This window comes from Micromonospora arida (genome assembly GCF_003857035.1).
Lineage (GTDB): Bacteria > Actinomycetota > Actinomycetes > Mycobacteriales > Micromonosporaceae > Micromonospora > Micromonospora arida.
On sequence record NZ_QGSY01000093.1, the window covers coordinates 1 to 26,771 of the forward strand.

21 protein-coding genes are annotated in these 26,771 nt (G+C 73.7%); 9 read left to right on the forward strand and 12 right to left on the reverse strand.

The features are described from left to right. Window positions 1–145: 145 nt before the first annotated feature. Window positions 146–2,986 carry a leucine--tRNA ligase gene (gene leuS, locus DLJ58_RS04135; protein WP_124853933.1) on the reverse strand — a complete coding sequence of 947 codons (2,841 nt, stop codon included), beginning with the start codon at window positions 2,984–2,986 and terminating at the stop codon, window positions 146–148. A 512-nt stretch (window positions 2,987–3,498) separates the two neighbouring features. On the opposite strand from leuS, the gene DLJ58_RS04140 reads away from it, so the two are divergent. Genes DLJ58_RS04140 through DLJ58_RS04150 form a run of 3 tightly spaced genes read left to right on the forward strand, consistent with a single transcriptional unit; the run spans window position 3,499 to window position 8,342 of the window. Then, window positions 3,499–4,554 carry an AAA family ATPase gene (locus DLJ58_RS04140; protein ID WP_091407670.1) on the forward strand — a complete coding sequence of 352 codons (1,056 nt, stop codon included), beginning with the start codon at window positions 3,499–3,501 and terminating at the stop codon, window positions 4,552–4,554. 1 nt (window position 4,555) lies between these two features. Next, window positions 4,556–5,854, forward strand: coding sequence for a DUF58 domain-containing protein (locus DLJ58_RS04145; RefSeq protein WP_091407668.1), 1,299 nt, complete (start codon window positions 4,556–4,558; stop codon window positions 5,852–5,854). 16 nt (window positions 5,855–5,870) lie between these two features. Then, window positions 5,871–8,342: a transglutaminase TgpA family protein gene (locus tag DLJ58_RS04150; protein WP_124853934.1), complete on the forward strand. Its 2,472-nt coding sequence runs from the start codon at window positions 5,871–5,873 to the stop codon at window positions 8,340–8,342. Window positions 8,343–8,808: 466 nt separating this feature from the next. On the opposite strand, the gene DLJ58_RS04155 is transcribed toward DLJ58_RS04150, so the two are convergent. From DLJ58_RS04155 to DLJ58_RS04190, 9 genes are all read right to left on the reverse strand, one after another. Continuing rightward, the gene (locus tag DLJ58_RS04155) at window positions 8,809–9,207 is read right to left on the reverse strand and encodes a DUF3040 domain-containing protein (RefSeq protein WP_088988398.1); all 399 of its coding nucleotides are present in this window, start codon (window positions 9,205–9,207) and stop codon (window positions 8,809–8,811) included. 116 nt (window positions 9,208–9,323) lie between these two features. Further along, window positions 9,324–10,583, reverse strand: a complete 1,260-nt coding sequence (locus tag DLJ58_RS04160) for a DNA polymerase IV (protein ID WP_124853935.1) — start codon at window positions 10,581–10,583, stop codon at window positions 9,324–9,326. A gap of 61 nt (window positions 10,584–10,644) precedes the next feature. Beyond that, window positions 10,645–11,808 carry an alkaline phosphatase family protein gene (locus DLJ58_RS04165; RefSeq protein WP_124853936.1) on the reverse strand — a complete coding sequence of 388 codons (1,164 nt, stop codon included), beginning with the start codon at window positions 11,806–11,808 and terminating at the stop codon, window positions 10,645–10,647. Then, window positions 11,805–12,572 carry a methyltransferase domain-containing protein gene (locus DLJ58_RS04170; protein ID WP_124853937.1) on the reverse strand — a complete coding sequence of 256 codons (768 nt, stop codon included), beginning with the start codon at window positions 12,570–12,572 and terminating at the stop codon, window positions 11,805–11,807. Before DLJ58_RS04170 ends, DLJ58_RS04165 begins: the two co-directional genes overlap by 4 nt. Before the next feature lie 75 nt (window positions 12,573–12,647). Then, a complete protein-coding gene (locus DLJ58_RS34030) occupies window positions 12,648–12,824 on the reverse strand; it encodes a hypothetical protein (protein WP_167493679.1) in 177 nt (58 codons plus the stop codon). Window positions 12,825–12,917: 93 nt separating this feature from the next. Next, entirely contained in the window at window positions 12,918–16,304 is a 3,387-nt protein-coding gene (locus DLJ58_RS04175) for an error-prone DNA polymerase (RefSeq protein ID WP_112623474.1), read from the reverse strand. A 33-nt stretch (window positions 16,305–16,337) separates the two neighbouring features. Beyond that, the gene (locus tag DLJ58_RS04180) at window positions 16,338–17,951 is read right to left on the reverse strand and encodes a DNA polymerase Y family protein (protein WP_112605061.1); all 1,614 of its coding nucleotides are present in this window, start codon (window positions 17,949–17,951) and stop codon (window positions 16,338–16,340) included. Continuing rightward, on the reverse strand, window positions 17,948–18,673 hold the full coding sequence (locus tag DLJ58_RS04185) for a hypothetical protein (RefSeq protein WP_112668563.1): 726 nt from the start codon (window positions 18,671–18,673) through the stop codon (window positions 17,948–17,950). The genes DLJ58_RS04180 and DLJ58_RS04185 overlap by 4 nt, the downstream gene beginning before the upstream one ends. A 101-nt stretch (window positions 18,674–18,774) precedes the next feature. Then, window positions 18,775–19,224, reverse strand: a complete 450-nt coding sequence (locus DLJ58_RS04190) for an SAV_6107 family HEPN domain-containing protein (protein ID WP_007463070.1) — start codon at window positions 19,222–19,224, stop codon at window positions 18,775–18,777. A gap of 445 nt (window positions 19,225–19,669) precedes the next feature. Between DLJ58_RS04190 and DLJ58_RS04195 the strand changes: the two genes are divergently transcribed. Genes DLJ58_RS04195 through DLJ58_RS04220 form a run of 6 tightly spaced genes read left to right on the forward strand, consistent with a single transcriptional unit; the run spans window position 19,670 to window position 24,981 of the window. Continuing rightward, window positions 19,670–20,158, forward strand: a complete 489-nt coding sequence (locus DLJ58_RS04195; RefSeq protein WP_124853938.1) for a YbaK/EbsC family protein — start codon at window positions 19,670–19,672, stop codon at window positions 20,156–20,158. Continuing rightward, the gene (locus DLJ58_RS04200; RefSeq protein WP_124853939.1) at window positions 20,155–20,934 is read left to right on the forward strand and encodes a monooxygenase; all 780 of its coding nucleotides are present in this window, start codon (window positions 20,155–20,157) and stop codon (window positions 20,932–20,934) included. The genes DLJ58_RS04195 and DLJ58_RS04200 overlap by 4 nt, the downstream gene beginning before the upstream one ends. Then, window positions 20,931–21,482, forward strand: coding sequence for a GNAT family N-acetyltransferase (locus DLJ58_RS04205; protein WP_124853940.1), 552 nt, complete (start codon window positions 20,931–20,933; stop codon window positions 21,480–21,482). Before DLJ58_RS04200 ends, DLJ58_RS04205 begins: the two co-directional genes overlap by 4 nt. Next, a complete protein-coding gene (locus tag DLJ58_RS04210) occupies window positions 21,479–22,357 on the forward strand; it encodes a carotenoid biosynthesis protein (RefSeq protein WP_124853941.1) in 879 nt (292 codons plus the stop codon). Before DLJ58_RS04205 ends, DLJ58_RS04210 begins: the two co-directional genes overlap by 4 nt. After that, window positions 22,354–23,481, forward strand: a complete 1,128-nt coding sequence (locus DLJ58_RS04215; RefSeq protein ID WP_124853942.1) for a glycosyltransferase family 2 protein — start codon at window positions 22,354–22,356, stop codon at window positions 23,479–23,481. The genes DLJ58_RS04210 and DLJ58_RS04215 overlap by 4 nt, the downstream gene beginning before the upstream one ends. 12 nt (window positions 23,482–23,493) lie before the next feature. Beyond that, on the forward strand, window positions 23,494–24,981 hold the full coding sequence (locus tag DLJ58_RS04220; RefSeq protein ID WP_124853943.1) for a phytoene desaturase family protein: 1,488 nt from the start codon (window positions 23,494–23,496) through the stop codon (window positions 24,979–24,981). 81 nt (window positions 24,982–25,062) lie between these two features. Here DLJ58_RS04220 and DLJ58_RS04225 read toward each other — a convergent pair whose 3' ends face one another. Beyond that, window positions 25,063–25,752, reverse strand: a complete 690-nt coding sequence (locus tag DLJ58_RS04225) for a CDP-alcohol phosphatidyltransferase family protein (protein ID WP_124853944.1) — start codon at window positions 25,750–25,752, stop codon at window positions 25,063–25,065. A gap of 44 nt (window positions 25,753–25,796) precedes the next feature. Continuing rightward, the gene (metF, locus tag DLJ58_RS04230) at window positions 25,797–26,714 is read right to left on the reverse strand and encodes a methylenetetrahydrofolate reductase [NAD(P)H] (RefSeq protein WP_124853945.1); all 918 of its coding nucleotides are present in this window, start codon (window positions 26,712–26,714) and stop codon (window positions 25,797–25,799) included. Window positions 26,715–26,771: the final 57 nt, after the last annotated feature.

Here is a 26,771-nt window from a genome sequence, read left to right on the forward strand (position 1 = left end):
CCACCCCGGCGCCCGCGCCCGCGCCCGCGCCCGCCGATCTTGCAGTTTCTGTCCCGACATACCGTGACGCAGGGGGCGAAACATCAACCGAAACTGCAAGATCGACGGGACGGGACGGGACGGGACGGGACGGGGCTGTCAGGGGTCAGGCGACGACCGAGACCATCCGTCCCTTGACCACGATGACCTTGCGGGGTTCCTTGCCGTTCAGGGTCGCCGCCACCGCGTCCAGGGCCGCCGCGCGGACGCTCTCCTCGGAGGCGTCGGCGGGGACCTCGATGCGACCACGGACCTTGCCGTTGACCTGCACCGGGTAGGTCACCGTGTCGGCCACCAGCAGCGCCGGGTCGGCGGTCGGGAAGTCCGCGTACGTCAGCGAGGTGTCGTGGCCCAGCTTGCGCCACAGCTCCTCGGCCACGTGCGGGGCGAACGGCGCCACCATCAGCACCAGCGGCTCGGCCACCTCGCGGGGCGTGGCCGACAGTCGGGTCAGCCCGTTGGTCAGCTCGATCAGCTTGGCGATCGCGGTGTTGAACCGGATGCCGTCCATGTCGCCACGGACCCCGTCGATCACCTTGTGCAGCAGCCGGCGGGTCGCCTCGTCGGCCGGGTCCTCGGTGATCCGCAGGGCGCCGGTCTGCTCGTCGACGACGGCCCGCCACACCCGCTGCAGGAACCGGTACGAGCCGACCACCGCACGGGTCTCCCAGGGGCGGGAAACCTCCAGCGGGCCCATCGACATCTCGTACACCCGGAAGGTGTCCGCGCCGTAGGCGGCGCACATGTCGTCGGGCGTCACCACGTTCTTCAGCGACTTGCCCATCTTGCCGTACTCGCGGTTGACCGCCAGGTCACCCAGGTAGTAGGCGCCGTCGCGTTCGAAGACGTCCTCGGCCTGCACGTAGCTGCCGCGCGAGTCGGTGTACGCGTACGCCTGGATCATGCCCTGGTTGAACAGCTTGCGGAACGGCTCGAACGACGACACGTGCCCCAGGTCGAACAGCACCTTGTGCCAGAACCGCGCGTACAGCAGGTGCAGCACGGCGTGCTCGGCGCCACCGACGTACAGGTCGGTGCCCCCGCAGTCACCGTCGGCGCGAGGGCCCATCCAGTACCGCTCGTTCTCCGCGTCGACGAACCGCTCGCTGTTGGTCGGGTCCAGGTAGCGCAGCTCGTACCAGCAGGAGCCGGCCCACTGCGGCATCACGTTGGTTTCCCGGGTGTAGCGCTTCGGCCCGTCACCCAGGTCCAGTTCGACCTCGACCCAGTCGCGCCGCCGCGACAGCGGGGTCTCCGGGTTGCTGTTGGCGTCGTCGGCGTCGAACGTCTTCGGGGAGAAGTCGTCCACCTCCGGCAGCTCGACCGGCAGCATCTCCTCCGGCAGGGCGATGGCCGCCCCGGTCTCGTCGTAGACGATGGGGAACGGTTCGCCCCAGTAACGCTGCCGGGAGAACAGCCAGTCGCGCAGCCGGTATGTCACCGCGCCGGCGCCGTGCCCGTTCGCCTCCAGCCAGGCGATGGTCGCCGCCTTGGCGTCGGCGACCCCCAGGCCGTTCAGGTCCAGGCCGCGCTCGGGCGCGGCGCTGTTGATCGCCGGGCCGTCCCCGGTGTACGCCTTGCCGTCGAAGCCCTCCGACGGCTGCACGGTACGGACGATGGGCAGCTCGAAGACCTCGGCGAACGCCCAGTCCCGCTCGTCCTGCGCCGGCACCGCCATGATCGCGCCGGTGCCGTAGCCGGCCAGCACGTAGTCGGCGATGAAGATCGGGATCTGCCCACCGGTGACCGGGTTGGTGGCGTACGCGCCGATGAAGACGCCGGTCTTCTCCTTGGTGTCGGACTGCCGCTCGACGTCGGTCTTGGCGGCTGCCGCCTTGCGGTACGCCTCGACGGCCTCCCGGGGGCCGGCGTGCCCGCCGGTCCAGGCGTCCCTCGTCCCGTCCGGCCAGTTGGCCGGCGCCAGCGTGTCGACCAGCTCGTGCTCGGGCGCCAGCACCATGTAGGTGGCGCCGAAGACGGTGTCCGGGCGGGTCGTGAACACCCGCACCGGTGCCGCGCTGGTCGGGAAGTCGATGTGGGCACCGGTGGAGCGGCCGATCCAGTTGCGCTGCATCAGCTTGATCGGCTCGGGCCAGTCCAGGCTGTCCAGGTCGTCCAGCAGCCGGTCACCGTACGCGGTGATCCGCATCATCCACTGCTTCAGGTTGCGCTTGAAGACCGGGAAGTTGCCCCGCTCGGAACGGCCGTCGGCGGTGACCTCCTCGTTTGCCAGCACGGTGCCCAGCCCCGGGCACCAGTTCACCGGCGCCTGCGAGACGTACGCCAGGCGGTGGTCGTCGACGACCTGGCGACGCTCGGCGACGCTCAGCTCGGCCCAGGCGCGGCCGTCCGGGGTGGGCCGGTTACCGCCCTCGAACTCGGCGATCAGCTCCGCGATCGGACGGGCCCGGCCGGCGTCACCGTCGTACCAGGAGTTGAAGATCTGCAGGAAGATCCACTGGGTCCAGCGGTAGAAGTCGGTGTCGATGGTGGCCACCGAGCGGCGTTCGTCGTGGGCCAGCCCCAGCCGGCGCAGCTGCGCCTTGTACCGCTCGATGTTCGCGACCGTGGTGGTCCGGGGGTGGGTTCCGGTCTGCACCGCGTACTGCTCGGCGGGCAGGCCGAACGCGTCGAAGCCCATCGCGTGCAGCACGTTGCGGCCGGCCATCCGCTGGTAGCGGGCGTAGCAGTCGGTGCCGATGTAGCCCAGCGGGTGGCCGACGTGCAGGCCCGCCCCGGAGGGGTACGGGAACATGTCCAGCACGTACAGCTTCTCCGCGCCGGCGCGTGGGTGGGTCGGGTCGGCCAGCGGGCCGGTCGGGTTCGGTGCGTGGAAGGTGCCCTCGCGCGCCCAGGTGTCCTGCCAACGAATCTCGATCTCGTCGGCCAAGGCCGCGGTGTACCGGAACGGGGGAATGTCGCCCGCCGGTGCGGCTGCCTCACTCATCGTCTCTCCTCGCTTCGCTTCGCTTCGTCTCGGCGCCACCGGGCCGGGCCGGCGGCGGGCACAAAAAAGCCCCTCGCGCAGGAGGGGCCGCCGTGCTGTCGCTGCGTTCAGCGCATCAGCACGGCCCGGTAAGAAGCAGGAAGACTCCGGCCATGTCCCGCAGTGTACCTCGCCGTCCGGTGCGACGGCGTGCCGCCGCCGGGCGGGAGGCGGGCCGCCGCCGAGGCGTACGCCACCGTCGTCGGCCCGCTCGTAGATGTCGCCCCTACCGACCGGCCGGTCCACACGAGCGACCGACCGGTTACCCGGTGAAGCGGCGACCACTCCTCCTCCAGCGAATATTCCGGGGCGTAACCGGCGGACTACCTGCGGGGGTCGGCGATAACGACAAACATGGTTAGCCTGAGAGACTAGTGAGATTCCTGCGGCAAACGAGGCTCGACGTCGCGAACCCAACGGCGGGTCCAGGTGCTCTCTAGAGAGCTGCCGTGACGGCGACGAGGAGGAGGCCCGTGACACAACAGACCTGGGACGAGGTGGGCGGCCTGTTGCCGCACGACGAGTTCCGCGCCGCCAGCGAGGCCATCGTGGCCAACATCGAGCAGGTCATCGAGGGTAAGACCGCCACCGTGCGGCTCGCCCTGGCCGTCCTGCTCGCCGAGGGTCACCTCCTTATCGAAGATGTCCCGGGTGTCGGCAAGACCAAGCTTGCCAAGGCCCTCGCGCGGTCCATCGACTGCACCGTGCGACGAATCCAGTTCACCCCCGACCTGCTGCCCAGCGACGTCACCGGGGTCAGTGTCTACAACCAGGAGACGCACGACTTCGAGTTCCGCCCCGGCGCTGTGTTCGCCAACCTGGTGGTCGGCGACGAGATCAACCGGGCCTCGCCGAAGACCCAGTCGGCGTTGCTGGAGTGCATGGAGGAACGGCAGGTCACCGTCGACGGGGTGACGTACCAGCTCCAGACCCCCTTCATGGTGATCGCCACCCAGAACCCGATCGAGATGGAGGGGACCTACCCGCTGCCGGAGGCGCAGCGCGACCGGTTCACCGCCCGCATCGCGATGGGTTACCCGGACTCCAACGCCGAGCTGGCCATGCTCGACGGGCACGGCGCAACCGATCCGCTGCACGAGCTGCGCGCGGTCTCCGACGCGGCCATCGTCCGGCAGTTGATCGCCACCGTCCGGCAGGTGCACGTGGCGGACGCGGTCAAGCAGTACGCGATCGACCTGGTCACCGCCACCCGCGAGGCCCCCGACCTGCGGCTCGGCGCGTCCCCCCGGGCGACCCTGCAACTGTTGCGCACCGCCCGGGCGGTCGCCGCCCTGGAGGGCCGCGACTACGTCCTCCCCGACGATCTGCAGGCCCTGGCGGTGCCGGTGCTCGCCCACCGCATCATCCCGACCGCCGACGCGCAGCTCGCCCGGCGCACCACCGACGCGATCGTCTCCGAGCTGGTGCACCGACTGCCGCTGCCACACGACCGGCAGCGCAACCCGTACGACACCCGGCCACCCGCCACCGGCAACGGTCGCGCACCCTACGAGCCGCGGAGGCCATGACGTGCGTGCCGGGCTACGCGGGCTGACCACCCGCGGGCGCTCCTTCCTCGCCGCTGCGGTCGCGGCGGCGGTCTCGGCCGGCATCCTCGGCGAGAAGGACCTGCTCCGGGTGGCTGTGCTGTTGGCCATCCTGCCGTTGCTGGCCGCCGCCTACGTCGGGCGGAGCCGCTACAAGCTGGCCTGCAACCGTTCCCTGGACCCGCACCGGGTTCCGGTCGGCGCCAACTCCCGGGTGGTGCTACGCCTGCAGAACCTCTCCCGGCTGCCGACCGGCACCCTGCTCCTGGAGGACCGGCTGCCCTACGCTCTGGGCAGCCGGCCCCGGGTGGTGTTGGAGCGGCTCGGCGCGCACCAGGCCAGCTCCGTGGCGTACACGGTGCGGGCCGACGTGCGGGGTCGCTACGACGTGGGCCCGCTGGTGGTCCGGATGACCGACCCGTTCGGTCTCTGTGAACTCACCCGCTCCTTCCCCAGCACCGACCACCTGACGGTCATCCCGCAGGTCACCCCGCTGCCGTCGGTCCGGCTCCCCGGGGAGTACGCGGGCAGCGGCGACAGCCGGGCCCGCTCGGTGGCGGTGCACGGCGAGGACGACGCGGCGACCCGGGAGTACCGGCGCGGCGACGACCTGCGCCGGGTGCACTGGAAGTCCACGGCCCGCACCGGTGAGCTGATGGTGCGCCGCGAGGAGCAACCGTGGGAGAGCCGGGCCACCGTCGTCCTGGACACCCGGGCGTACGGCCACCGGGGCGAGGGGCCGACGGCCAGTTTCGAGTGGTCGGTCTCGGCCGCCGCGAGCATCGCCGTCCACCTGCGGCAGGCCGGTTACAAGTTGCGCCTGGTCACCGGCTCGGGGGCAGATGTGGACGCCTCGGAGGCCGGCGGGGACGGCGCGCTGCTCGACCACCTCGCGGAGGTCCGACTGGATCAGCGCGCCGAGGTCACCGGCCTCGTGCAGCGGGTCCGCCAGCGCGCCGACGGCGGCCTGATCATCGGCCTGTTCGGCACTGTGAGCGTCGCCGAGGCGGAGCTGCTGGCCGGGCTGCGGGGCAACGGCGCCACCTGCGTCGGCTTCCTGCTGAACAGCTCCACCTGGCTCAGCCTGCCGGAGAAGGCGCGGGCCGAGGCGGAACACGCCCACGCCGCCGCCGTCCTCGCCATGTTGCAGAGTGGCTGGCGGGTGGTCGGCGTCGACCACGGCGGCCGGCTGCCGGCGCTGTGGCCGCAGGTCGGTCGGGGCGCCCAGGGGTTCGCCCTGCGGGCCGCGCTGGCCGAGACGGTCGCCGGCGGTGTGCGATGAACGGAAGGCTCCCCTCATGATCAGCAGTCGGAACATCGGCATGGTGGCTGCCGCTGCCACGCTGCTGGCCGCCGCGCCGTTGTCGGCCATCTTCCAGGGCTGGACGTGGTTGATCGAGTCGATCATCGCGGTCGCCGTGGTGGCCGGGGTGGCCGCGCTGACCCGCCTCGCCCGGGCACCTCTGTGGGGTCAGGTGCTGGGCATGCTGGCCGGCCTGATGCTCGCCCTGACCTGGTTGTTCCCCAGCGGCCAGGAGCTGTTCGCGATCCTGCCCACACCGGGCACGTTCGCGTACTTCGGCGACCTGCTCGCCGGCTCCATGCAGGACATGCGCTCGTACGGGGTCGAGGTCCCGGACACCGACCCGCTGCTGTTCATCGCCGTGCTCGGCGTCGGCGCGGTGGCCGTGCTGGTGGACGTACTGGCCGTGGGGCTGCGCCGGCCCGCGCTGGCGGGGCTGCCGATGCTCGCCATCTACTCGGTGCCGGTCGCCGTCTACGTGGACAGCGTCCCCGCGGTGCCGTTCGTGGTGGGCGCCGCCGGTTACCTCTGGCTGCTGGTCACCGACAACGTCGACCGGGTGCGCCGCTTCGGGCGCCGGTTCACCGGTGATGGCCGCGACGTCGACGTGTGGGAGGCCTCTCCGTTGGCGTCCGCCGGCCGTCGGCTCGCGGCGGTCGGGGTGGCCCTGGCGGTGATGCTGCCGCTGGCGGTGCCCGGCATGACCGGCGGGCTGCTCGACTCGCTCAGCCAAGGGCCGGGCAACGGCACCGGCAACGGGTCCGGCTCGGGCGGCACGTCGGGTCGGATCGACCTGTTCGCCTCGCTCGCCGGCCAGCTCAACCAGTCCCAGGTGGCCGACCTGGTAAAGGTGAAGACGTCCGAGCAGAGCCCGTTCTACCTGCGCTACGCGGTCGCCGACGAGCTGCGGCCCACTGGTTTCCAGGCGCGCAACCCCAGCGGCCGGTCCGTCAACAAAGACCTGCCGAACCCGGCCGACCGGGCCGGTCCAGGTGTGCAGCAGGCCACCTACCAGGCGACCGTCGAGGTCACCAAGAGCTTGAGCATGTCGCTGATGCCGGTGTACGCCGAACCGACCCGCGCCGACGACCTCAGCGACAACTGGCTCTACGACGCCAACCAGCAGGTCGTCTTCTCCAACCGGGAGAACTCCCGCGGTCGGAAGTACTCCTTCGACTACGTCCGCTCGACCTTCACCCAAGATGCCTTGCGGGCCGCGAAGCCGCTGCCGACCGAGCACCCCGTACGCCGCCAGATGACCGCCACCCCCGGGCCGGTGTCCGAGGTGGAAGAGCTGGTCAAGGGGCTGATCCAGGGCAAGCGCACGGATTACGACAAGGTGTTGGCGATCTACCGGCACTTCTCGGCGGACAACGGGTTCAGCTACCGGTTGAGCACCGAGAGCGGCAGCAGCGGTCAGGACATCGTCAACTTCCTGACCAACAAGGTCGGCTACTGCCAGCAGTACGCCGCCGCGATGGCCTGGCTGGTCCGCTCTGCCGGCATCCCGGCCCGGGTGGCGTTCGGGTTCACCAACGGCAGCAAGCGCGACGGTGACACCTTCACGCTCACCAACCTCAACCTGCACGCCTGGACCGAGGTCTACTTCGACGGGGCCGGTTGGGTGCCGTTCGACGCCACCCCGGCGTACGGGGTTCCCGGCTCGACCCGGTCGGCCTGGGCACCGGACACTGACGCGCCGGAGGCGCCCAGCCCGAACTCCAGCGCCACGAGCACCCCGACGGACCCGGGCGCCTCGACCGGCCCGGAGGGCCCGGATAACTCCGACCGGGACACCGACGACGGGCTCTCTCTCGGCGGGACGACACCGAACGAGCAGCCACCGGTCTGGCCCTGGTGGGCGGCGGGCCTGGTGGCCCTGCTGGTGCTGCTCGCGGTGCCCGCCCTGCGCCGGATGGCCCTGCGCCGCCGTCGCAGTGGCCGCGCGGCGAGCGTGGCGATGGCCTCCGCCACTGTCGACGGCGGCAGCGAGCCGGGGGCACGTCCGGTGGTGGTCACCGCGGACGCCAACCGGGCCCGCGCGGACGCGCACGCCGCCTGGGCGGAGCTGCTCGACACGCTTGTGGACTTCCGGGTCCCGGTCGATCCGACCGAGACGCCCAGGGCGACCGCGGACCGGCTTGTCCGGGACGCCCTCGACGATGACGACGCGATCGGGTCGGCGCGGCTGCTCGGCCGGGCGGAGGAGCGGGCCCGCTACGCGCGCGATCCGCTGACCGGTGAGCGGTTGCTGCCGGCGCTACGCGCGGTCCGTGCGGCGCTCGCCACACGGGCGGACCGACGGACCCGCCTGCTCGCCGCCGTGCTGCCGCCCTCGGTGCTGCTGCGCTGGCGCACCACCATGGCCGACAGGTCCAGCCGGATGGTGGCGCTCACCGGGCAGGCCCGGTACCGACTGCTGCGGTGGAACCCTCGACGGCTGCTGGCCGACCGGGCCGCTCGCTGACCGACCGGTTCCAGGTCAGGGGCGGCGGCCACCACCGCCGCCCCACCCGACTAGGCCCTGTTTCATGAGGGCGGTCGAGCCGGGTCGGAGTCCGGGCGGCGATCCGGCAAGGCGCGGTTTCGTCCGGATACAACACCGGTATCCGGACGGAACGGCAACGCCGCCGGTCGTCGTCCGGGCCCGGCGCAGGCCGGCCAGTTCTTATGAAACAGGCCTTAGGCTGCCGCCACCCAAGATCGTGCTCGATCCAGGAAACAGGCTTCTCCCTGGCGCACGATGCCACTACATCCAGGATCGAGCACGATCATGCGGAGAGTGGTCACTCCGCGGTGGATGCTTCTGCGGGTCGGGGCATCCTGCGGAGAGCTGGCAGCGGTAGAGGGCGCGCGGATACGCCGGAGGTCGCCGGGGTGTGCCCGGCGACCGCTCGTCGCGGCGTACGGCCCGCCTCAGCGGCGGGACCGGCTCAGCGGTGCCCCTCCGGGCGCTGCCGCCACCTGTCCTCCATGCGGTCCAGGAGTGACGACCGGCGACCGGATCGGCCACCGCGGGGACGACGACGACTCGTCGTGCCGCCCACCACGTGCAGGTCGGGTGACTGCGCCCGCCGGTGCGACTGCACCGCGAACGCGGCCGACGCCAGCATGACGACGAAGCCCGCCACCGCCAGCGGTGGAGTCTTGATCACCGCGCCATAGACCAGTAGAGCCAAGCCAGCGATGATGACGCCGGCGGCGACGAGCAGGCGACGCCGCGCATGGAAGCGCGGATCGCTGGCGCGCACGGCCGAGGCGAATTTGGGGTCCTCGGCAAGCGACCGCTCGATCTGCTCGAACAGCCGCTGCTCGTGCTCCGAGAGCGGCACGGCACTCCTCCCCGGTCACGTTGGTCGGGCCCACTCGGGCCGACAGACCGTGGCAGCCATCCGGCTGCTTACCCGCAAGTCTACGAGGGGGGTCGCGCGTCGGAAAGCGGGACGACCTATGGGCGGGGTGGATTTTCGTTTCGACGGGGATCACGGTCGCCCATCAGACTGGCCGGACCTATGACGGACCGCCCGAAACGGGCAGCGGCGGCGTCCGCGGCAGCTTCCGCCTCGCGCCAGCCGCGCTCGGGCGCGCCGAGGGTGAGTTGCCGGGGAGCGCCCTGTGCCGAGGCGAGCCCTTCCACCCGGACACCGACGAGTCGGATCCGCTCGCCCGGGTCCAACACGGTGTAGAGCGCCCAGACCGTGTCGAACATCTCGCGGGCGGTGTCGGTGGGAACGTCGAGGGTGCGAGACCGGCTGACGGTGCGGAAGTCGGCCAGTCGGACCTTGAGTGAGACGGTGCGCCCGACCTGCCCGGAGCCGCGCAACCGGACACCGACCTTCGCACTGAGCGCGAGCAACGCACGGCGGATCTCCAGCGGGTCGGCCACGTCGACGTCGAAGGTCACCTCGGCGCCGATCGACTTGTCGACGTGCTCGGGGCTGACCCCGCGCGGGTCGCGCCCCCAGGCCAACTCGTGCAGGTGCGACGCCGAGGCGGCACCGACGGCTCGGCGGAGCATGCCCACCGGCGCCTCGGCGAGGTCGCCGACCGTGGTCAGGCCGAGCCGGCGTAGTGCCTCGGCGGCGCGCTCCCCCACCCCCCACAGGGCGTCCACCGGCAGCGGGTGCAGGAAGTCGAGCACCTGCCCCGGGGGCACGACCAGCAGGCCGTCCGGCTTGGCCCGGGTGGAGCCCAGCTTGGCCACGAACTTGGTCGGCGCCACCCCGACCGAGCAGGTCAGCGCCTGTTCGTCGGCGACCCGGCGACGGATCAGCCGGGCGATGGTGGCCGGGGAGCCGAAGAGCCGACGGGCGCCGGTCACGTCGAGGAACGCCTCGTCGAGGGAGAGCGGCTCGACCAGCGGCGTGACGTCCCGGAAGATCTGCATGACGGCCCGGGAGGCGGCCGTGTAGGCGGAAAAATCCGGTGGCAGATAGACCGCGTGGGGGCAGCGGGCCCGGGCCTGACTGGTCGGCATCGCGCTGCGGACGCCGTACCGGCGGGCCTCGTAGCTGGCCGAGCTGACCACCCCGCGCGGGCCGACACCGCCGACGACCACCGGCCGGCCGCGCAGCTCAGGGCGGCGGCGCACCTCGACGGCGGCGAAGAAGGCGTCCATGTCGACGTGCAGGATCGGGCTGGCGGAGTCGTCGGCGTCCGGCCCGAAGCGCGGATCGTCGCCCCGGGGCAACGACTGGCTGCGGCCCATCCCGGCAGGTTAATCCGGAGGTACGACACCACCACCGGCCAGCGGGCGAACCGTCCCCGGGTCAGCCCCGGACGACCAGCAGCGGCACGGTCAGCTCCGCGGCGGTGTCCGACCCGTGGTAGGCCACCAACTTCGACGCCATCGGCCGCTCAGTGCGACTGGCCATGACCGCGTACGTGTCGTTGCAGATCACCACCACGTCGCCGATCCGGCCCAGGTGCTCCTCGGGCACCGGCCCGAACCAGCCGGTGGCCACCACCTCGTCGCGGGTGCGTACCCGGGCCGCGGCGCCCAGCACCTCCGACCAGGCGGCCCGCACGTCGTCGACCGCGCCCGGCTCGACGTGCAGGTAGCGCACCCTGGCCTCGCCGGCCACCAGTCGCACGCCGGCGCGCAGTCGCGGATCGATGTCCAGGTCGAAGCGGTGCGCGGCAGGGATGTCGAGCTGCCCGTGGTCGGCGGTCACCAGCAGCGCCGCGTCCGGGGGCAGCCCGTCGACCAGTCGGGCGACCAGGGCGTCCACCTCGGTGGCGGCGACCCGCCAGAGTGCCGAGTCGACGCCGCTGAGGTGGCCGTGCCGGTCCAGGTCGGCGTGGTAGCCGGAGACCAGGGTGGGCCCGGTGCCGGCGGCCAGCATGGCGGTGGCCACCGCGTCCCCGCCGACGGCGCCCCGGAAGTCGCCACCCCGGTTGGCGGCCACTGTCAACCCGGTGCCGCCGAACTCCGGCCGGCTCACCACGGTCGTCGTCACGCCGGCGGCGCGGGCCCGCTCCAACTGGGTGGGCACCGGCTGCCAGCGCAGTGGCGACGGATCCGCGGCCCAGTCGGTGTGGGTGAGCACCCGATCGGTGCCGGGCACCCGCACGGTGAAGCCGAGCACGCCGTGCGCGCCCGGCGCGACGCCGGTGCCCAGTGACACCAGGCTGGTCGGGGTGGTGGACGGGAAACCGGCGATGAGCGGTCGGGCCACCGTCGCGGCGAGCCCGGCGAGGGTCGGCGCGTACGGCGCCGCGGTCGGCAGCTGGTACCACCCGAGCCCGTCGACGAGCAGCACGGCGATCCGGCGTACCCCGGCCAGCGCGGGCCGGAGCCCGAGCGGGTCGGTCGAGCCGGGGACCCCGAGCACGGCCAGCGCGCTGGGGAGCACCTCGGCGAGGCGACCGCCGCCGTGGTCCGGCCCGAGGATCTCCAGCGGCGCCGGCCGGCCACCCGGCTCGGCGGTCATGCCGGCCGGCGGGCGAACAGGTGCAGTTGGGCGGCCAGGTCCCGGTACGGCGGTTGGGCGGCCAGCGCACGTTCCAGCTCGACCACGGCGGCGGACTGCCCGTCGGCGACCGCGGCCGGCAGCAGGTCGGCCAGCACGCGTACCCCGTGGATCTCCTCGACCACCAGCCCGGCGGCACCGAGCAGCGCGGCGGCGCCGGGGGCGTCGTAGCGTCGGCGCAGCGTGTCGCGCGGGCCCGCGGTGCCGGCCGGATCGGCGGCCAGGGTGGTCGCGACGTCCAGGTGCCCGTTCATCGCGCGGCCCAGCACGGCGGCGGCTCGGCCGGCCACCAGCACACTGGCCGCGCCACCCGGGCGCAGCGCGGTGGCCAGCGCGGTCACCACCGGCGTCGGGTCGTCGACCACCTCCAGGACGGCGTGGCAGAGCACCAGGTCGACGCCGGCCGGCTCGACCAGCCCGGCGAGGGCGTCACCGTCGCCCTGCACGGCGGCGATCCGGTCGGCCACCCCGGCCTCGGCGGCGCGGCGGGTGAGCGCGGCGAGCGCGTCGGGGCTGGCGTCGACGACGGTGACCCGATGCCCGGCGCGGGCCAGCGGAACGGCGAAACCGCCGGTGCCGCCTCCCACGTCCAGCACGGTCAGCTCGGCGTCGCCGCGCCGGTCCAGCTCGGCGCGGAGCACCGACCAGATCACGGCGGTGCGGGGTGTCAGCGGCGGCTCGGCGAACCGGCCTCGGGTCTGCTCCACCCGGCCGAGCCTAGTCACTCGGCCCGGTGGTGGCGTGGGCGTGTGGCGGGGGCGCCCACCACACGCCCGATCGGTGCGTGGCGCGGCGGCCGGTCAGGCCTCGGTGCCCTCGGCCTCGTCCTCCGCCCGGGACCGGCGCTCGTTGGCCACCGGACCGTTTGTCACCTCGTACTCGCGGGGGTCGGCGAGGTGCGACGGCACCCAGCCGTTGCCCAGTCGGGTCCGCCGGGCGTTGGCGATTCCACCGGTGTACGCGTGATTTCCCGTCACTGTCGTTCCCCCTCACGGATCACGGGCGGCTCTGCCCGCTCGGGACGAGTCTCCCGCTCGACGGCTCGGGAAACCGTAATGTGGATCACTGGATCAGCGGAAGTCGCGGGAGGCCGGACTCACCGGCGGCTCGATGGCGTCCAGACGGTCTGCGACCAGGTTGGTCACCCCCTCGTGCCGCTGCAACCGCCCCCGGACCACCAGCGCGGCGCTGGTCCGCGCCACCCGCCGGTAGCGCTGCCACAGCCCCGGCGAACAGGTGACGTTGAGCATCCCCGTCTCGTCCTCCAGGTTGAGGAAGGTGACCCCGCCCGCGGTCGCCGGGCGTTGCCGGTGGGTGACGATGCCACCGACCCGGATCCGTTGCCCCGGCTCCACCCGACCGAGCCGGGCGATCGGCACCGCGCCGAGCACGTCGAGCTGACCCCGGATGAACCGGGCGGGGTGGCTCTCCGGTGACAACCCGGTGGCCCACACGTCGGCGACCAGCCGGTCCACCGCCTCCATCCCGGGCAGCGTGGGCGCCGCCGCCCCGGTCACCGTGCCGGGCAGCCGACCCGGCCGGTCCTGGGCCGCCGCACCGGCGGCCCACAGCGCCTGCCGTCGGGTCAGCCCGAAACAGGCGAAGGCGTCCGCGGTGGCCAACGCCTCCAGTTGCGCGGCGGTGAGACCGAGCCGCCGGGCCACATCCGGCATGTCCCGGTACGGCCCACCGGCGACCCGTTCGGCCTCGATCCGTTCGGCCACGTCGGCACCGAGGGTCCGCACACTGGACAGGCCGAGCCGGACGGCGGGGCCGCCCAGCCCCCAGGCGTGCGGCGGCTCCCCCGGCCCGCTGCCCCACCGGGTCTCCGGGGTCGACTCCAGCACCGCCAGCGCCCCGCTGGCGTTGATGTCCGGACGACGGACCTCCACCCCGTGCCGGCGGGCGTCGTCGACCAGGGTCTGCGGCGAGTAGAAGCCCATCGGCTGGGCGTTGAGCAGCGCGGCCAGGAACGGTGCCGGGTGGTAACGCTTGAGCCAGGAGCTGGCGTAGACCAGGTAGGCGAAGCTCATCGCGTGGCTCTCCGGGAAGCCGTAGCTGGCGAACGCGGTGAGCTTGCGGTAGACGTCGTCGGCCAGCTCACCGGTGATGCCCCGCTCGGCCATCCCGGCGTAGAGCCGGTCGGCGATCCGGGTCATCCGTTCGACCGAGCGTTTGGCCCCCATCGCCCGGCGCAACTGGTCGGCCTCGGCCGCGTCGAAGCCGGCCAGGTCGATGGCGAGCTGCATCAGCTGCTCCTGGAACAGCGGCACCCCCAGGGTCTTCTCCAGGGCGTTGCGCATCAGCGGGTGCGCGAAGGTCACCGGCTCCTGGCCGTTCTTGCGGCGGATGAACGGGTGCACCGAACCGCCCTGGATCGGGCCGGGGCGGATCAGCGCCACCTCGACCACGAGGTCGTAGAACTCGCGGGGCTTGAGCCGGGGCAGGGTGGCCATCTGGGCCCGGCTCTCCACCTGGAACACCCCGACCGAGTCGGCCCGGCAGAGCATGTCGTAGACCTCCGGGTCGTCCAGGGTCATGTCGCCCAGGTCGAGCCGGGACCCGATCATGTCGTAGCCGTAGTGCAGGGCGGAGAGCATGCCCAAGCCGAGCAGGTCGAACTTGACCAGACCCACCGCGGCGCAGTCGTCCTTGTCCCATTGCAGGACGCTGCGCCCGGGCATCCGCCCCCACTCCACCGGGCAGACCTCGATCACCGGCCGGTCGCAGATCACCATGCCGCCGGAGTGGATGCCCAGATGCCGCGGGAACGTCTGCAGCTCGTTGGCGTACTCCACCACCTGCTCGGGGATGTTCTCGACATCGACCGTGGCGACCGAGCCCCACCTGTCGATCTGCTTGCTCCAGGCGTCCTGCTGCCCCGGCGAGTAGCCGAAGGCCTTGGCCACGTCCCGTACTGCCGACCGGGGCCGGTAGGAGATGACGTTGGCGACCTGGGCGGCGTGCTCCCGGCCATAACGGGTGTAGACGTGCTGGATCACCTCCTCCCGGCGGTCGGACTCGATGTCCACGTCGATGTCGGGTGGGCCGTCCCGTTCCGGGGCGAGGAACCGCTCGAAGAGCAGTTGGTGCCGAACCGCGTCCACATTGGTGATCCGCAACGCGTAGCAGACCGCCGAGTTGGCCGCCGAACCCCGACCCTGGCAGTAGATGTCCTGGTCGCGGCAGAACGTGACGATGTCGTAGACCACCAGGAAGTAGCCGGGGAAACCCAGCTCCTCGATCATGTTCAGTTCGTGGTCGAGTTGCGCATACGCCGTCGGGTGCGCCTGCGGCGGCCCGTAGCGCTCGTGCGCCCCGTCAGCGGTCAGCTTCCGCAGCCAGCTCATCTCGGTGTGCCCCGGCGGCACCGGGTACGCCGGTAGCTGCGGCGCGACGAGCTGGAGGTCGAAGGCCAACTCGGCGCCGAACTCGGCGGCCCGCGCCACCGCACCCGGGTACGCGGCGAACCGGGCCGCCATCTCCGCGCCGCTGCGCAGGTGGGCGGTGGCCGCCGCGGGCAACCAGCCGTCGATCTCGTCCAGGCTGCGTCGGGCCCGGACCGCGGCGACGGTGGTGGCCAGCCGACGCCGACCGGGGCTGGCGTAGTGCACGTTGTTGCTGGCCACCGTCGGCAACCCGGCCGCGGCGGCCAGCTCGGCGAGCGCGTCGTTACGGTCGGCGTCGATGGGATGGCCGTGGTCGGTCAGCTCCACGGCCACCGTCTCCGCGCCGAAGAGCGCGGTCAGCCGGTCCAACTCGCGGGCCGCCGCGTCCACCCCCTCGGTGAGCAGCGCCCCCGGCACGTGCCCCTTGCGGCAGCCGGTCAGCACCAGCACATGGTCACGCAGCTCGGCGGCGACCTCCTCCAGGTCCCCGTAGTCCGGGCGGCCCTTCTCCCCGCCACGTAGCTGGGCGCGGGCGATGGTGGTGGCCAGCCGGGCGTACCCCTCGTGGCCGTGCGCGAGCACCAGCAGGTGCGCGCCGTGCGGGTCGGGCTCGCCGTTCTGCGGGCCGGGCAGGCCGAGGGACAGCTCCGCGCCGAAGATGGTCGGCAGGCCCAGCGTACGAGCCGCCTCGGCGAAGCGGACCACCCCGTAGAAGCCGTCGTGGTCGGTGACGGCGAGCGCGGTGAGCCCCAGCCGGGCCGCCTCCTCGGCCAGCTCCTCCGGGTGGCTGGCGCCGTCGAGGAAGCTGAAGTTGGTGTGCGCGTGCAGCTCCGCGTAGGGCACCACGCCGTCGGGGCGGGTCAGCTCCGGTGGCTGGTACTGCTCGCGGCGGCGGCTCCAGGCCGGGGAGTCGCCGCCATCGGCGTCCACGGCGAGCGGGTCCACCACGTGCAGGTGCCGCTCCTCGCGCGACCGCCCACCGCCCGACCGGCCGGAGCCGCCGCTGGCCCGCCCGGAGAGCACCCGCTCCAGCTCCGACCAGGGCATCTTCGGGTTGTGGAAGCTCATCGGGCATCCGCCTCCGACCCGGGGAGCACCGGCTCAGTCATAGATCGCCTCCACCAACCACTGACCGGCCTCGACGGCCAGCAGCAGGGCGGCACCGTCGGCCAGGCTGACCTGGAACCGGGCCCGGCGGCGGGCCTCGACCGGCGCCCACCACCGCTCGTCCACCGGCCACGGGCCGGCCCAGCCCACGATCTCCGCCGGCTGGCCGGTGCCGACCACCAGCCGAGCAGGTGGGGCGCTCACCGCCAACCGCGCGCTGATCACCACCGGCTCGCCGGCGGCGTCGTGCACAGTCGCCGCGAGCGGACTGGGCAGCACCACCGCCGGCGCGGGCGCCGGCAGCCGGCCCGGCCACGGCGGAGCCCCGCCTCCACCCCGGCCGGTGGCCGGGTCGGCGCCGGCATCGGCCGGCGGGCCAGGGCGGGCGGGAACGCGTTCGTCGCCCCACGGCACCAGTCGCACCTGGTCGGCCGGGGAGCGCCCACCACCGAGCACCGCGGTGACCACCGCTTCCGGACCGAGGATGCCCTGCACCCGGCTCAACGCCCGGTGCGCGCGTTCCCGCTCCTCGCCGGTCTCCCCCCAGAGGCCGGCCTGCAGACCTGCCTGGGCGATCACCCCGTCCGGGATCAGTCGCAGCCGGATGATGCCGGCCGTCGGTCGGGCCGGTCGGGCACCGGCGCGGCCGTTGCTGCCGGAGAGCCACCCGTCGAGCTGCCAGCGCACCCGGTCGGCGATGGCCGCGGCGGTGAGCAGGCCATCGTGCCGCCACACCCGGTGCAGCTCCTGCCCGTGCTCGGTGACCGCCTCGATGCCGAGCCGGGTGCAGGCCAGCCCGTGCCCGGCCAGCCGTTCGTGCAGCCGCTCGGCCAGCGCCCGGGCCACGAACGCCGCCGCGTCGACCCGGTCGATCGGCTCGTCGTGCTCCGCGGTCACCGTCAGGTCGGCCGGCGGCTGCCGGACGGCGAGTGGGCGGTGGTCCCGCCCGGCGGCCAGCCGGTGGGCCAGCGCACCGTCGAACCCGAACCGGGCCAGCACGTCGCCGGCCGGTAGGGCGGCGAAGTCGCCGAGGGTGCGTACCCCCAGCCGGCGCAGCAGGTCGGCCAGCGCCGACCGGCCGAGCGCCTCGACCGGCAACCCGGCCAGGAACTCCGGTGTCCCGCCCGGTGCCACCACCCGGCCAGCGCGAGCGGCCAACCCGGCCGCGAACACCCCGTCGGCGATGCCGACCTGGCTCTCCACCAGGCACGACTGCGCCACGTGCTCGATGATCCGCTCGGCGGCCGCCTCCTCGCCGCCGAGGTAACGGCCCGGCCCCCGGGCGGCCACCGCGCAGGCTCCCGGACGGACCACCTCGACGCCGGCGACCAACTCCTCCACAGCGGCGACCACCGGCTCGAACGCCCGGGCGTCCCGGCCGGGGTCGTACTCCACGACGGTGAGTTGCGGGCAGCGCCCCTGCGCCTCCCGCTTGCGCAGCCCTCGACGCACCCCCTCGGCGCGGGCCCGCTCGGAGCAGGCGACCACCCTGTTGGCGTGCAGCACGGCGACCGGGCCGGTCGCCGGCACCCCGTCGACGATCTCGGCGGCGAGCACCGGCCAGTCCGGGCACCACAGCAGCAGCGTGCGTGCCGGCGCGCCGGTCACCCCCGACCGACCAGGGCGAGTGGCACGGCCGATCGACCCACGGGCGACGGCAGCGTACGAGGGATCACCCGGGTCAGCTCGTCACCCGGGAGCCAGACCTTGATCTCCTTGGGCCGGGCGGCCGCTCCGCGCCCGCGCGCCGAGACGGTGATCTCCCGGCGGCGCAACCGCCCCCGGCCCAGCCCGAGCCCCTCCCACACTCCCCGAACCACCTGCAACGTCACGTCCGCGCCGTCCCACCGGCCGTACGGGACGAGCACACTGCCGCGCTGCCGGGCCCGGGCGGCCAGCCGGGTGGCGACCGAGGCGGAGACCGAGGCCGGCACGGTGGTGACCACGACGTCCACCCCGTCGATCAGCGCGGCGACCACGGTGGCCCACTCGGGGCCCGGGTTCGGCACCAGGGCCAGCCGGTCCAGGGCGATGCCCAGCTCAGCCGCCGCGCCCGCGCCGAACGTCGGCACCCCGACCACGGCGCACCACGAGCCGGCCCGGGACGCCTCGGCGAGCAGGGCCAGCATCAGAGAGGTGCCACCGCTGCGGCGGGGCTGGCCGGCGGCGACCGCGATGGTGCTGCCCCGGCGCAGGCCCCGGTTGGGCAGCAGACCGGTCAGCTCGGGCACCACCGGCAGCACCCGGTGGCCACCGACCGGGTCGGGTGCGCTCGCCGGGCGCACCAGATCGGCCAGCGCGGCGGAACCGACCACCATGCGGCCCGCCATTGGACCAACTCCCCCGTCGTTGCTGTGGATCAGATCAGGACCGGCACGCCGTGCCACCGGCCGCCCGGCTCCCCCCGCGGGCGGCCGGTGGCACGGCGGGATCAGGCGGCGAGGCCGTCCAGGGCCGGTTGGTGGGCCACGCCGAGCGCGGTTTCCACCACCGTGACGAACTGTTCGGCAGCGCGGAGCAGGTCGTCGGCCTCCCGGGCGCTGACCACCCGGGGGATGCCGGCCTCGGCGGCGGCGCGCTTGCTGGCCCCTGCGGCGAAGAACCGGGACCACTCGTCGAGCTCCGGAGCGACGGCGCAGAGGAGGACCCAGACGCTGGTGATCCGGTTGCGTCGACTCGGCGCGGGTCGGGCCCGGGCGGCGAGCAGGGCCGCCGCCGCGCGCAGGGCGGCCAGGTGGGCAGCCGCGTAGCGCAGACCGTCAGGTCGGGTCTGGCCGGCCTCGACCAGCCCACGGCGGGCCAACGTGAGGAGCTGGGCGGGGGTGCGGTGCGGCAGCACGTGCGCCGGCACCGTCGGTGCCTGAGCCGGGTTGGTCGGCATGGATGTCTCTCCTCCACGTGGCCGAGACGTCACTGCGGCGGCTGATGCCGCCGACGAGACGCCGAGGTCGGGGTGGTGCGGAGGAAGACGCACCGGGTGTGGCCGGCCGGGTGTGGATGCTTCCCCACACCACACCCGGCCGGCGGACCGGCGGGTGCGTCGCCCGCCGCCCGGGGGTCGTGGGCGGCGGGCGACGCTCCTGCCTGTTGGGACCAGGCTCGCGACTGCCCGGAAACCCAGGTGCGGCCCGCGGAGCCGCACCGCCCGGAGGTGGCGCCGCGAAACGCCGCGCTCCGGCTGGTTGGAACGGGCGTTCGAGGCAATCGAACACTCGTTCTAACTGCTGCTGACAGTACACCTCCCCTCCGACGAAAATGCAACGTGTGACGCGCCGAGCGTGCCGGCCGGCTGAACCGGCCATCAGCGGACCGGGAAGAATGGCGGGATGCAGCCACACCCGAACGTACGGGCGGTGCAGAACGCGCTCACCGCCGCCGGCACGCTCGACGGCGCCGGTGAGCCCAGCATGGTCCGTCTGCTGCCCGACGCGGTGCACACCGCCGCGGCGGCCGCCGAGGCGCTCGACGTCGAGGTCGGCCAGATCGCCAACTCACTGATCTTCGACGCGGACGACGCGCCGCTGCTCGTCCTCACCTCCGGCGCGCACCGGGTCGACACCGCCGGCCTGGCGGCATCGATCGGCGTCACCCGACTGCGCCGGGCCACCCCGGAGTTCGTCCGGGCCCACACCGGGCAGCCGATCGGCGGGGTCGCCCCACTCGGGCACCCGCACCCGCTGCGCACCCTGGTGGACACGGCGCTGGCGGCGTACCCGGAGATCTGGGCCGCGGGTGGCGTACCCCAGGCGGTCTTCCCGACCACCTACCCCGAGCTGTTGCGGGTCACCGCCGGCACCCCGGCCGAGGTGGCGTGAGCGAGCGAAGCGAGCGCGCCAGCAGGCCCAGCAGCGACGCCAGCGCGGCTCCGGAGCTGGTCACGCTGCACGTGTGGCGGACCTCCCACGGTGCGCTGCCCCGGGCGCTGACCCGGATGGCGGTGGACCCCCGCCGGTTGCGGGCCCTTCCCGGCGTTCGGTTCGGCAAGCTGCTGGGCACCGGGACCGGCACCGACTTCGGGCCACGGGACGCCGACCTGACCCGGTGGGCGGCGCTGACCGTCTGGGACTCTCCCGCCGCGGCGGCCGGCTTCGACGACTCGCCGGTCGGGCGGGCCTGGGCGCGCATCGCCCACGCCCAGGCGCGAATCGACCTACGCCCGCTGACCAGCCGGGGCGAGTGGTCCGGCCAGCGGCCGTTCGGCGACCCGTCGGGCGGTCGGGTCACCGGCCCGGTGCTGGCGCTGACCCGGGCCCGGCTGCGGGCCCGCCGGGCGGCCACCTTCTGGCGGGCGATCCCGCCGGTGGCCGCCGCCCTGCGCGACGCGCCCGGGCTGCTGGCCCGGTTCGGGGTCGGAGAGGCCCCGTTGGGTTGGCAGGGCACGGTGAGCGTGTGGCGCGACCCGACGGACCTGGTGGCGTTCGCGTACCGTCACCCGGAGCATCGGGCGGCGATCATGCGAACCCCCACCGCGGGCTGGTACGCCGAGGAGCTGTTCGCCCGGTTCGAGGTACGCGGCGTGGTCGGCGACCGGTCGGTGCTCGGATGGGTCGCCGACGGCGGCCCGGAAACGGTGAAGGGTGGACGGGCATGAGGTTGGTGCGCTGGACGCCGGACGATCTCGTCCGGCGGCTGGACGACGTGGTGGCCGTCTACGGCGAGGCGATGGGATACCGCACCGACCTGCTGGAGGCCCGGCGCGGTTACATCGCCACCCACGTCCGCCGCCCGGGTTTCCGGGCGGTCGCCAGCCTGACCAGCGAGGGTCAGCTCGCCGGCTTCGGCTACGGCTACCTGGGCGCCTCCGGTCAGTGGTGGCACGACCAGGTGCACCGCGCGCTGGACGCCCCGACTCGCACGCGCTGGCTCACCCACTGCTTCGAGGTGGTCGAGCTGCACGTCCGGCCACCGGCGCAGGGGCACGGCCTGGGCGCCGGTCAGCTGCGCGCACTGCTCGGCATGGCGGAGGGCGACACCGTGCTGCTGTCCACCCCGGAGGCCGACGAGCAGACCTCGCGGGCCTGGCGGTTGTACCGACGGTTCGGCTTCGTCGACGTGCTGCGCGACTTCCACTTCCCCGGCGACGAGCGACCGTTCGGCGTACTCGGTCGGGACCTGCCGCTCGAGCCACCGGCGTCATGACCCGCCGGATCTCCTGGACGCTGCTCGCCGTCCTGGTGCTCGCCCAGATCTGCTACCCGCTCACCACCGGCGCCACCCGGGCCGGGCTCACGGTGGCCACCGTCGTCCTCGGTTGGCTGCTCTCGGTCGGCCACGCGCTGCTCAGCCGGGGCCCACGGGTGGCAGCGGCGCTGGTCGCTGTGGCCACCGGCGGCGGGTTCGCGATCGAGGCGATCGGGGTGGCCACCGGCGTGCCGTTCGGCAGCTACGACTACTCCGGAGAGCTGGGCCCCAAGCTGGCCGGCGTGCCGCTGATCATTCCGCTGGCCTGGACCTGGATGGCCTGGCCGGCCTGGCTGGCAGCGGTCCGACTGACCGGCGGCAGGGCCGCAACGGCCAACGGCAGCGGGACGACGGCCGGCGGCAGCGGGTCGACGGTGGGTCGATGGGTGGGGCGGATCGCGCTGGCCACCGTGGGGCTGGCCACCTGGGACCTCTTCCTCGACCCGCAGATGGTGGCCGAGGGCTACTGGGTCTGGCGCGACGCCACCCCGGCCCTGCCCGGCCTGGCCGGCATCCCGGTCAGCAACTACCTGGGCTGGCTGCTCTTCGCGGTGCTGATGATGAGCGCGCTGCGCCCGCTGGCCGGGCCGGCCGCCGAGCACACCGATCGGCGGGACCACCCGATGGTCGCGCTCTACCTGTGGACCTACTTCTCCAGCATCCTGGCCCACGCCGTCTTCCTCGACCTGCCCGCCTCCGCGCTCTGGGGGGCCGCCGGCATGTCGGTGACCGCCGTACCCCTGACGGTGACCCTCCTGCGTGCCCGCCGGGGCGGTGACCCCGGTCGGGAGGCCCACCAGCTCCACCGCCCCGGCGTCGACGCGACCCGATGACCGTCCTGCTCGCCCTGCTCATCGCCGTCGCCGCGTTGACCGGGCACACCTGGCTCAACGCCACCCGGTGGCTGCGCCGACCCACCGACCGGCCAAAGGACGTCGACGAGCCGGTCACCGTGCTGCTGCCGCTGCGCGACGAGGCCACCCGGGTCACGCCCTGCCTGCGCGCCCTGCTGGCCCAGCGCGGCGTACCCGGGCTGCGCGTCGTGGTCCTCGACGACGGGTCCACCGACGGCACCGCCGACGTGGTCCGCGCGGTGACCGGCGACGACCCCCGGGTCACGCTGCTCACCGGGGTCGCCCCACCGCCGGGCTGGCTGGGCAAGCCGCACGCCTGCTGGCAGCTGGCCAGCCGGGCCGACCCGGACGCCACAGCGCTGGTCTTCGTCGACGCCGACGTGGTGCTCGCCCCGCACGCCGTGGCCGCTGCCGTCACCGAGTTGCGCGCCGCCCGGGCGACGCTGCTGTCGCCGTACCCCCGGATCGTGGTGGCGACGGCCGGCGACCGGTTGGTGCAGCCGCTGTTGCAATGGCTCTGGCTGACCTTCCTGCCGCTGCGCGCGATGGAGCGCTCGTCGCGGCCGTCGCTGGCCGCGGCGGGCGGGCAGTTCCTGGTGGTGGACCGGGCCGGCTACACCGCCGCCGGCGGGCACGCCGCGGTCGCCGACAAGATCCTGGAGGACGTCGAGCTGGCCCGGGCGGTCAAGCGGGCCGGTGGGCGGATCGCCCTGGCCGACGGCTCCCGGCTGGCCACCTGCCGGATGTACGACAACTGGCCGCAACTGCGCGACGGGTACTCGAAGTCGCTCTGGTCGTCGTTCGGGCACCCGGGCGCGGCGGCAGCAGTGGTGGCGGCGCTGCTGCTGCTCTACACCGCACCACCGCTGATCGCGCTGACGAGTGCGGCGGCTGGCGCACCGAGGGTGGCCGCGGTGGGCCTGGCCGCGTACGTACTCGGGGTGGCCGGACGGGTGGTCACCGCCCGCGCGACCGGTGGCCGGTGGTGGCCCGACGCGCTCGCACACCCCGTGTCGGTCGTGGTCCTCGGTTGGTTGACCCTGCGGTCGTACCATCTGCGAAAGCGACGCCGCCTGACCTGGCGGGGTCGCCCGGTCAGCTAGGGAGGACGCGGCATGGCGCGGATCGTGGTCGTCGGCGCCGGGGTGGGTGGCCTCGCCACCGCCGCCCGGCTGGCCGCTACCGGGCACCAGGTGACCGTCTTCGAGCGGGCCGACACGGTCGGCGGCAAGCTCGGCCGGTACGCGCACGACACCCCGGCCGGGTCGTTCCACTTCGACACCGGGCCGAGCCTGCTCACCCTGCCCGAGGTCTTCCACGACCTGTTCGAGGCGACCGGGGCGAAGCTCGACGAATATCTGGACCTGGTCCCGCTGGACCCGATCGTCCGGCACGTCTTTCCCGACGGTGGCCCGACCCTGGACTCGTGCGCCGACCCGGTGGAGTTCACCGCCCGGATCGGGGCCGCGTTCGGTGACCGGGCGGCAGCCGACTGGCAGCGGCTGTGGCGCCGGGCGGCGCGGGTGTGGCAGGCCTCCTCACGGGACATCCTGCGTCGTACCGTCGACTCTCCCCGCGACCTCGCGTCGCTGGCCTGGCGTGTCGGCGACCTGGCCGCCATCGCCCCGGGCCGCAGTCTGCGCGGCCTGGGCCGCCGGCACCTGTCCGACCCGCGGCTGCGGATGCTGCTGGACCGGTACGCCACCTACACCGGCGCCGACCCACGTCGGGCGCCGGCGGCGCTGGTCGCGGTCCCCTACGCCGAGCTGGCCTTCGGCGGCTGGTACCTGCGCGGCGGGCTGGGCACGCTCGCCGACTCGCTGCTGACCCGCTGCCTGGACCTCGGCGTGGTCGTACAGACCGACGCCACGGTCACCCGGATCGACGCCACCGGCGGCCGGGTGCACGGGGTACGCCTCGCCGGCGTCACCACCCCGGTGCCCGCCGACGTGGTGGTGGCCAACGTGGACGCGCTCACCGTCTACCGTGACCTGCTGCCGCACCCGCGTCGGCTGGCCGGGCTGACCGACCGCAGCCTCGCCGGCTTCGTGCTGCTGCTCGGCGTCTCCGGCAGCACCGGGCTGGCCCACCACAACGTCTTCTTCCCGGACGACTACGACGCCGAGTTCGACGCGGTCTTCGGTGACCCCGGGCGCGGCGTTCGGGCCCGACCGGCGGCCGACCCGGCCGTGTTCGTCACCGTGGCCGACGACCCGATGGTCCGCCCAGCCGGACACGAGGCGTGGTTCGTGCTGGTCAACGCCGCCCGGCAGGGCACCGCGGCGGGCGCTGTCGACTGGCGACGCCCGGGGCTGGCCGACGCGTACGCCGACCGGATCCTGGACGTGCTGGCGCGGCGCGGCGTGGACGTGCGCGACCGGCTGCTGTTCCGCGAGGTCCGCACCCCGGCCGACCTGGACGTGGCGACCGGCGCGCCAGGTGGCTCGATCTACGGCACCGCCGGTGGGTTGCTCCGCCCGGCGAACCGGGGCCCGGCGAACGGGCTGTGGCTGGTGGGTGGCTCCACCCACCCGGGCGGCGGGTTGCCGATGGTGACCCTTTCCGCGCAGATCGTCGCCGACGAGATCGGCCCCGCCTGGTAGACCCGGCCTGCTCTACCGGTGTCTGTCTCGGCAGGCGCCTTTCAGTCGGCGCCTGTTTCGGTCGGCGTCCGGCTGGCCCGCTCAGTCCGCGTCGAGCAGGGCGCGGCGGATGCTGGAGAGCAGTTGCCCCAGGCCGAAACCGGCCAGCAGCACCCAGACCGCCGTCGCCATGGTGATGGTACCGGCGGCCAGGTCCGGCTCGATCAGCCCGGCCAGCCCGGCGACCAGCAAGCCGGCCAGCGCCACCGAGACCCGGGTGGGGCGTTCGCCCACGGTCACCGCGCCGATCTCCCGCATGCCGGCGGCGACCGCCCGCGCCCGGACGTACTCGTGCAACCAGGACAGCGCGCCGCCCGCGACGACCAGCCCACCCGGCGCGCCCACCAGCCAGAACGCCAGCAGCCACGCCACCTCACCGAGCCGGTCGGCGACCGAGTCGTAGACGTAGCCGAGCCGGGTGGTGCGGCCGGTGGCGACCGCCACCGCACCGTCCACGCTGTCCGCCACGGCGGCGAGCAGCACGAACAGCGCGCCGAGGAACGGCCCGTCCCCCGGCCGGCCCACCAGCAGCGGTACGCAGAAGCAGAGCAGCACCCCGGCCACGGTGACCGCGGTGGGGCTGACCCGCAGCCGGCCCAGCACGTATCCGACGTGGTAGGCGAATCGCAGCCAGGCGCGCACCACCGGCGCCGCGACCCGCGGGTCGAACCCGCCGTGCAACCGCGCCCACGCCGTGGCGTACTGATCCCAGTTCAGCTGTGTGCTCACCACGGATCAACCGTCGTGCCGGGCAACAGGTGTCGCAGACGCAGCGTTCACACGCGGGCGCCGGCCTTCAGGTTCTGCCAGACTTCGCGGGTCGCGGTGGACCGGTTGAGGGTGATGAAGTGGATTCCCGGCACGCCCTCGTCCAGCAGCCGGCGGCACATCTCGCTGGCCTGCTCGATGCCGAGCCGGCGGACGGCGTCCGGGTTGTCGGCGACGCGCTCGAAGCGGGCCGCCAACGCCGGTGGAAACGGCGCACCGGACAGCTGCACGGACCGCTCGATGGTGCTGAACTGGGTCACCGGCATCACGCCGGCCAGGATCGGGGTGTCACAGCCGGCGGCGGCCACCCGGTCACGTAGCCGCAGGTAGTCGTCGGCGTCGAAGAACATCTGGGTGACCGCGAACTCCGCGCCGGCCCGACACTTGCGGACGAACTGAGCGGTGTCGCTGGCCACGTCGGGCGAGCGGGGGTGCTTGTACGGGAAGGCCGCCACGCCGACGCTGAAGTCACCGGCGTCGCGCACCAGCCGGACCAGGTCCTCGGCGTAGTCCACGCCCTCGGGGTGGCGGATCCACTCGCCGCCCGGGTTGCCCGGGGGATCACCACGAACGGCCAGCACGTTGCGCACCCCCACCCCGGCGAGCCGGCCGACCACGTGCCGCAGCTCGGCCACGGAGTGGTTGACCGCGGTGAGGTGGGCCATCGGCAGCAGGGTGGTTTCCGTGGCGATCCGCTCGGTCACCGCCACGGTGGTGTCCCGGGTCGAGCCGCCGGCGCCGTACGTGATCGACACGAACGACGGGCGCAGCGACTCCAACTCGCGGATGGCCTGCCAGAGCAGTTGCTCCCCCGCCTCGGTCTTGGGCGGGAAGAACTCGAACGAGAAGGTCGGCTGGTGCTCACGGATGAGCTCCCCGATCGCCGGCTGCGGATTGGGGAGTGTCGAGGGAAGACCGAGCGCCACGACCCGACTCTAGCGGTCGATGGCACCAGGACCCAGGCCCTTCCCACCCCCGACGGC

What these genes read in the sequence shown, in the direction of transcription:
- DLJ58_RS04175 (WP_112623474.1), bottom strand. Translation starts at nt 16,304, where the DNA reads ATGAGCTTCCACAACCCGAAGATGCCCTGGTCGGAGCTGGAGCGGGTG.
- DLJ58_RS04210 (WP_124853941.1), top strand. Translation starts at nt 21,479, where the DNA reads ATGACCCGCCGGATCTCCTGGACGCTGCTCGCCGTCCTGGTGCTCGCC.
- DLJ58_RS04165 (WP_124853936.1), bottom strand. Translation starts at nt 11,808, where the DNA reads ATGACCGCCGAGCCGGGTGGCCGGCCGGCGCCGCTGGAGATCCTCGGG.
- DLJ58_RS04220 (WP_124853943.1), top strand. Translation starts at nt 23,494, where the DNA reads ATGGCGCGGATCGTGGTCGTCGGCGCCGGGGTGGGTGGCCTCGCCACC.
- DLJ58_RS04150 (WP_124853934.1), top strand. Translation starts at nt 5,871, where the DNA reads ATGATCAGCAGTCGGAACATCGGCATGGTGGCTGCCGCTGCCACGCTG.
- DLJ58_RS04190 (WP_007463070.1), bottom strand. Translation starts at nt 19,224, where the DNA reads ATGCCGACCAACCCGGCTCAGGCACCGACGGTGCCGGCGCACGTGCTG.
- DLJ58_RS04215 (WP_124853942.1), top strand. Translation starts at nt 22,354, where the DNA reads ATGACCGTCCTGCTCGCCCTGCTCATCGCCGTCGCCGCGTTGACCGGG.
- DLJ58_RS04195 (WP_124853938.1), top strand. Translation starts at nt 19,670, where the DNA reads ATGCAGCCACACCCGAACGTACGGGCGGTGCAGAACGCGCTCACCGCC.
- DLJ58_RS04160 (WP_124853935.1), bottom strand. Translation starts at nt 10,583, where the DNA reads ATGGGCCGCAGCCAGTCGTTGCCCCGGGGCGACGATCCGCGCTTCGGG.
- DLJ58_RS04185 (WP_112668563.1), bottom strand. Translation starts at nt 18,673, where the DNA reads ATGGCGGGCCGCATGGTGGTCGGTTCCGCCGCGCTGGCCGATCTGGTG.
- leuS (WP_124853933.1), bottom strand. Translation starts at nt 2,986, where the DNA reads ATGAGTGAGGCAGCCGCACCGGCGGGCGACATTCCCCCGTTCCGGTAC.
- DLJ58_RS04205 (WP_124853940.1), top strand. Translation starts at nt 20,931, where the DNA reads ATGAGGTTGGTGCGCTGGACGCCGGACGATCTCGTCCGGCGGCTGGAC.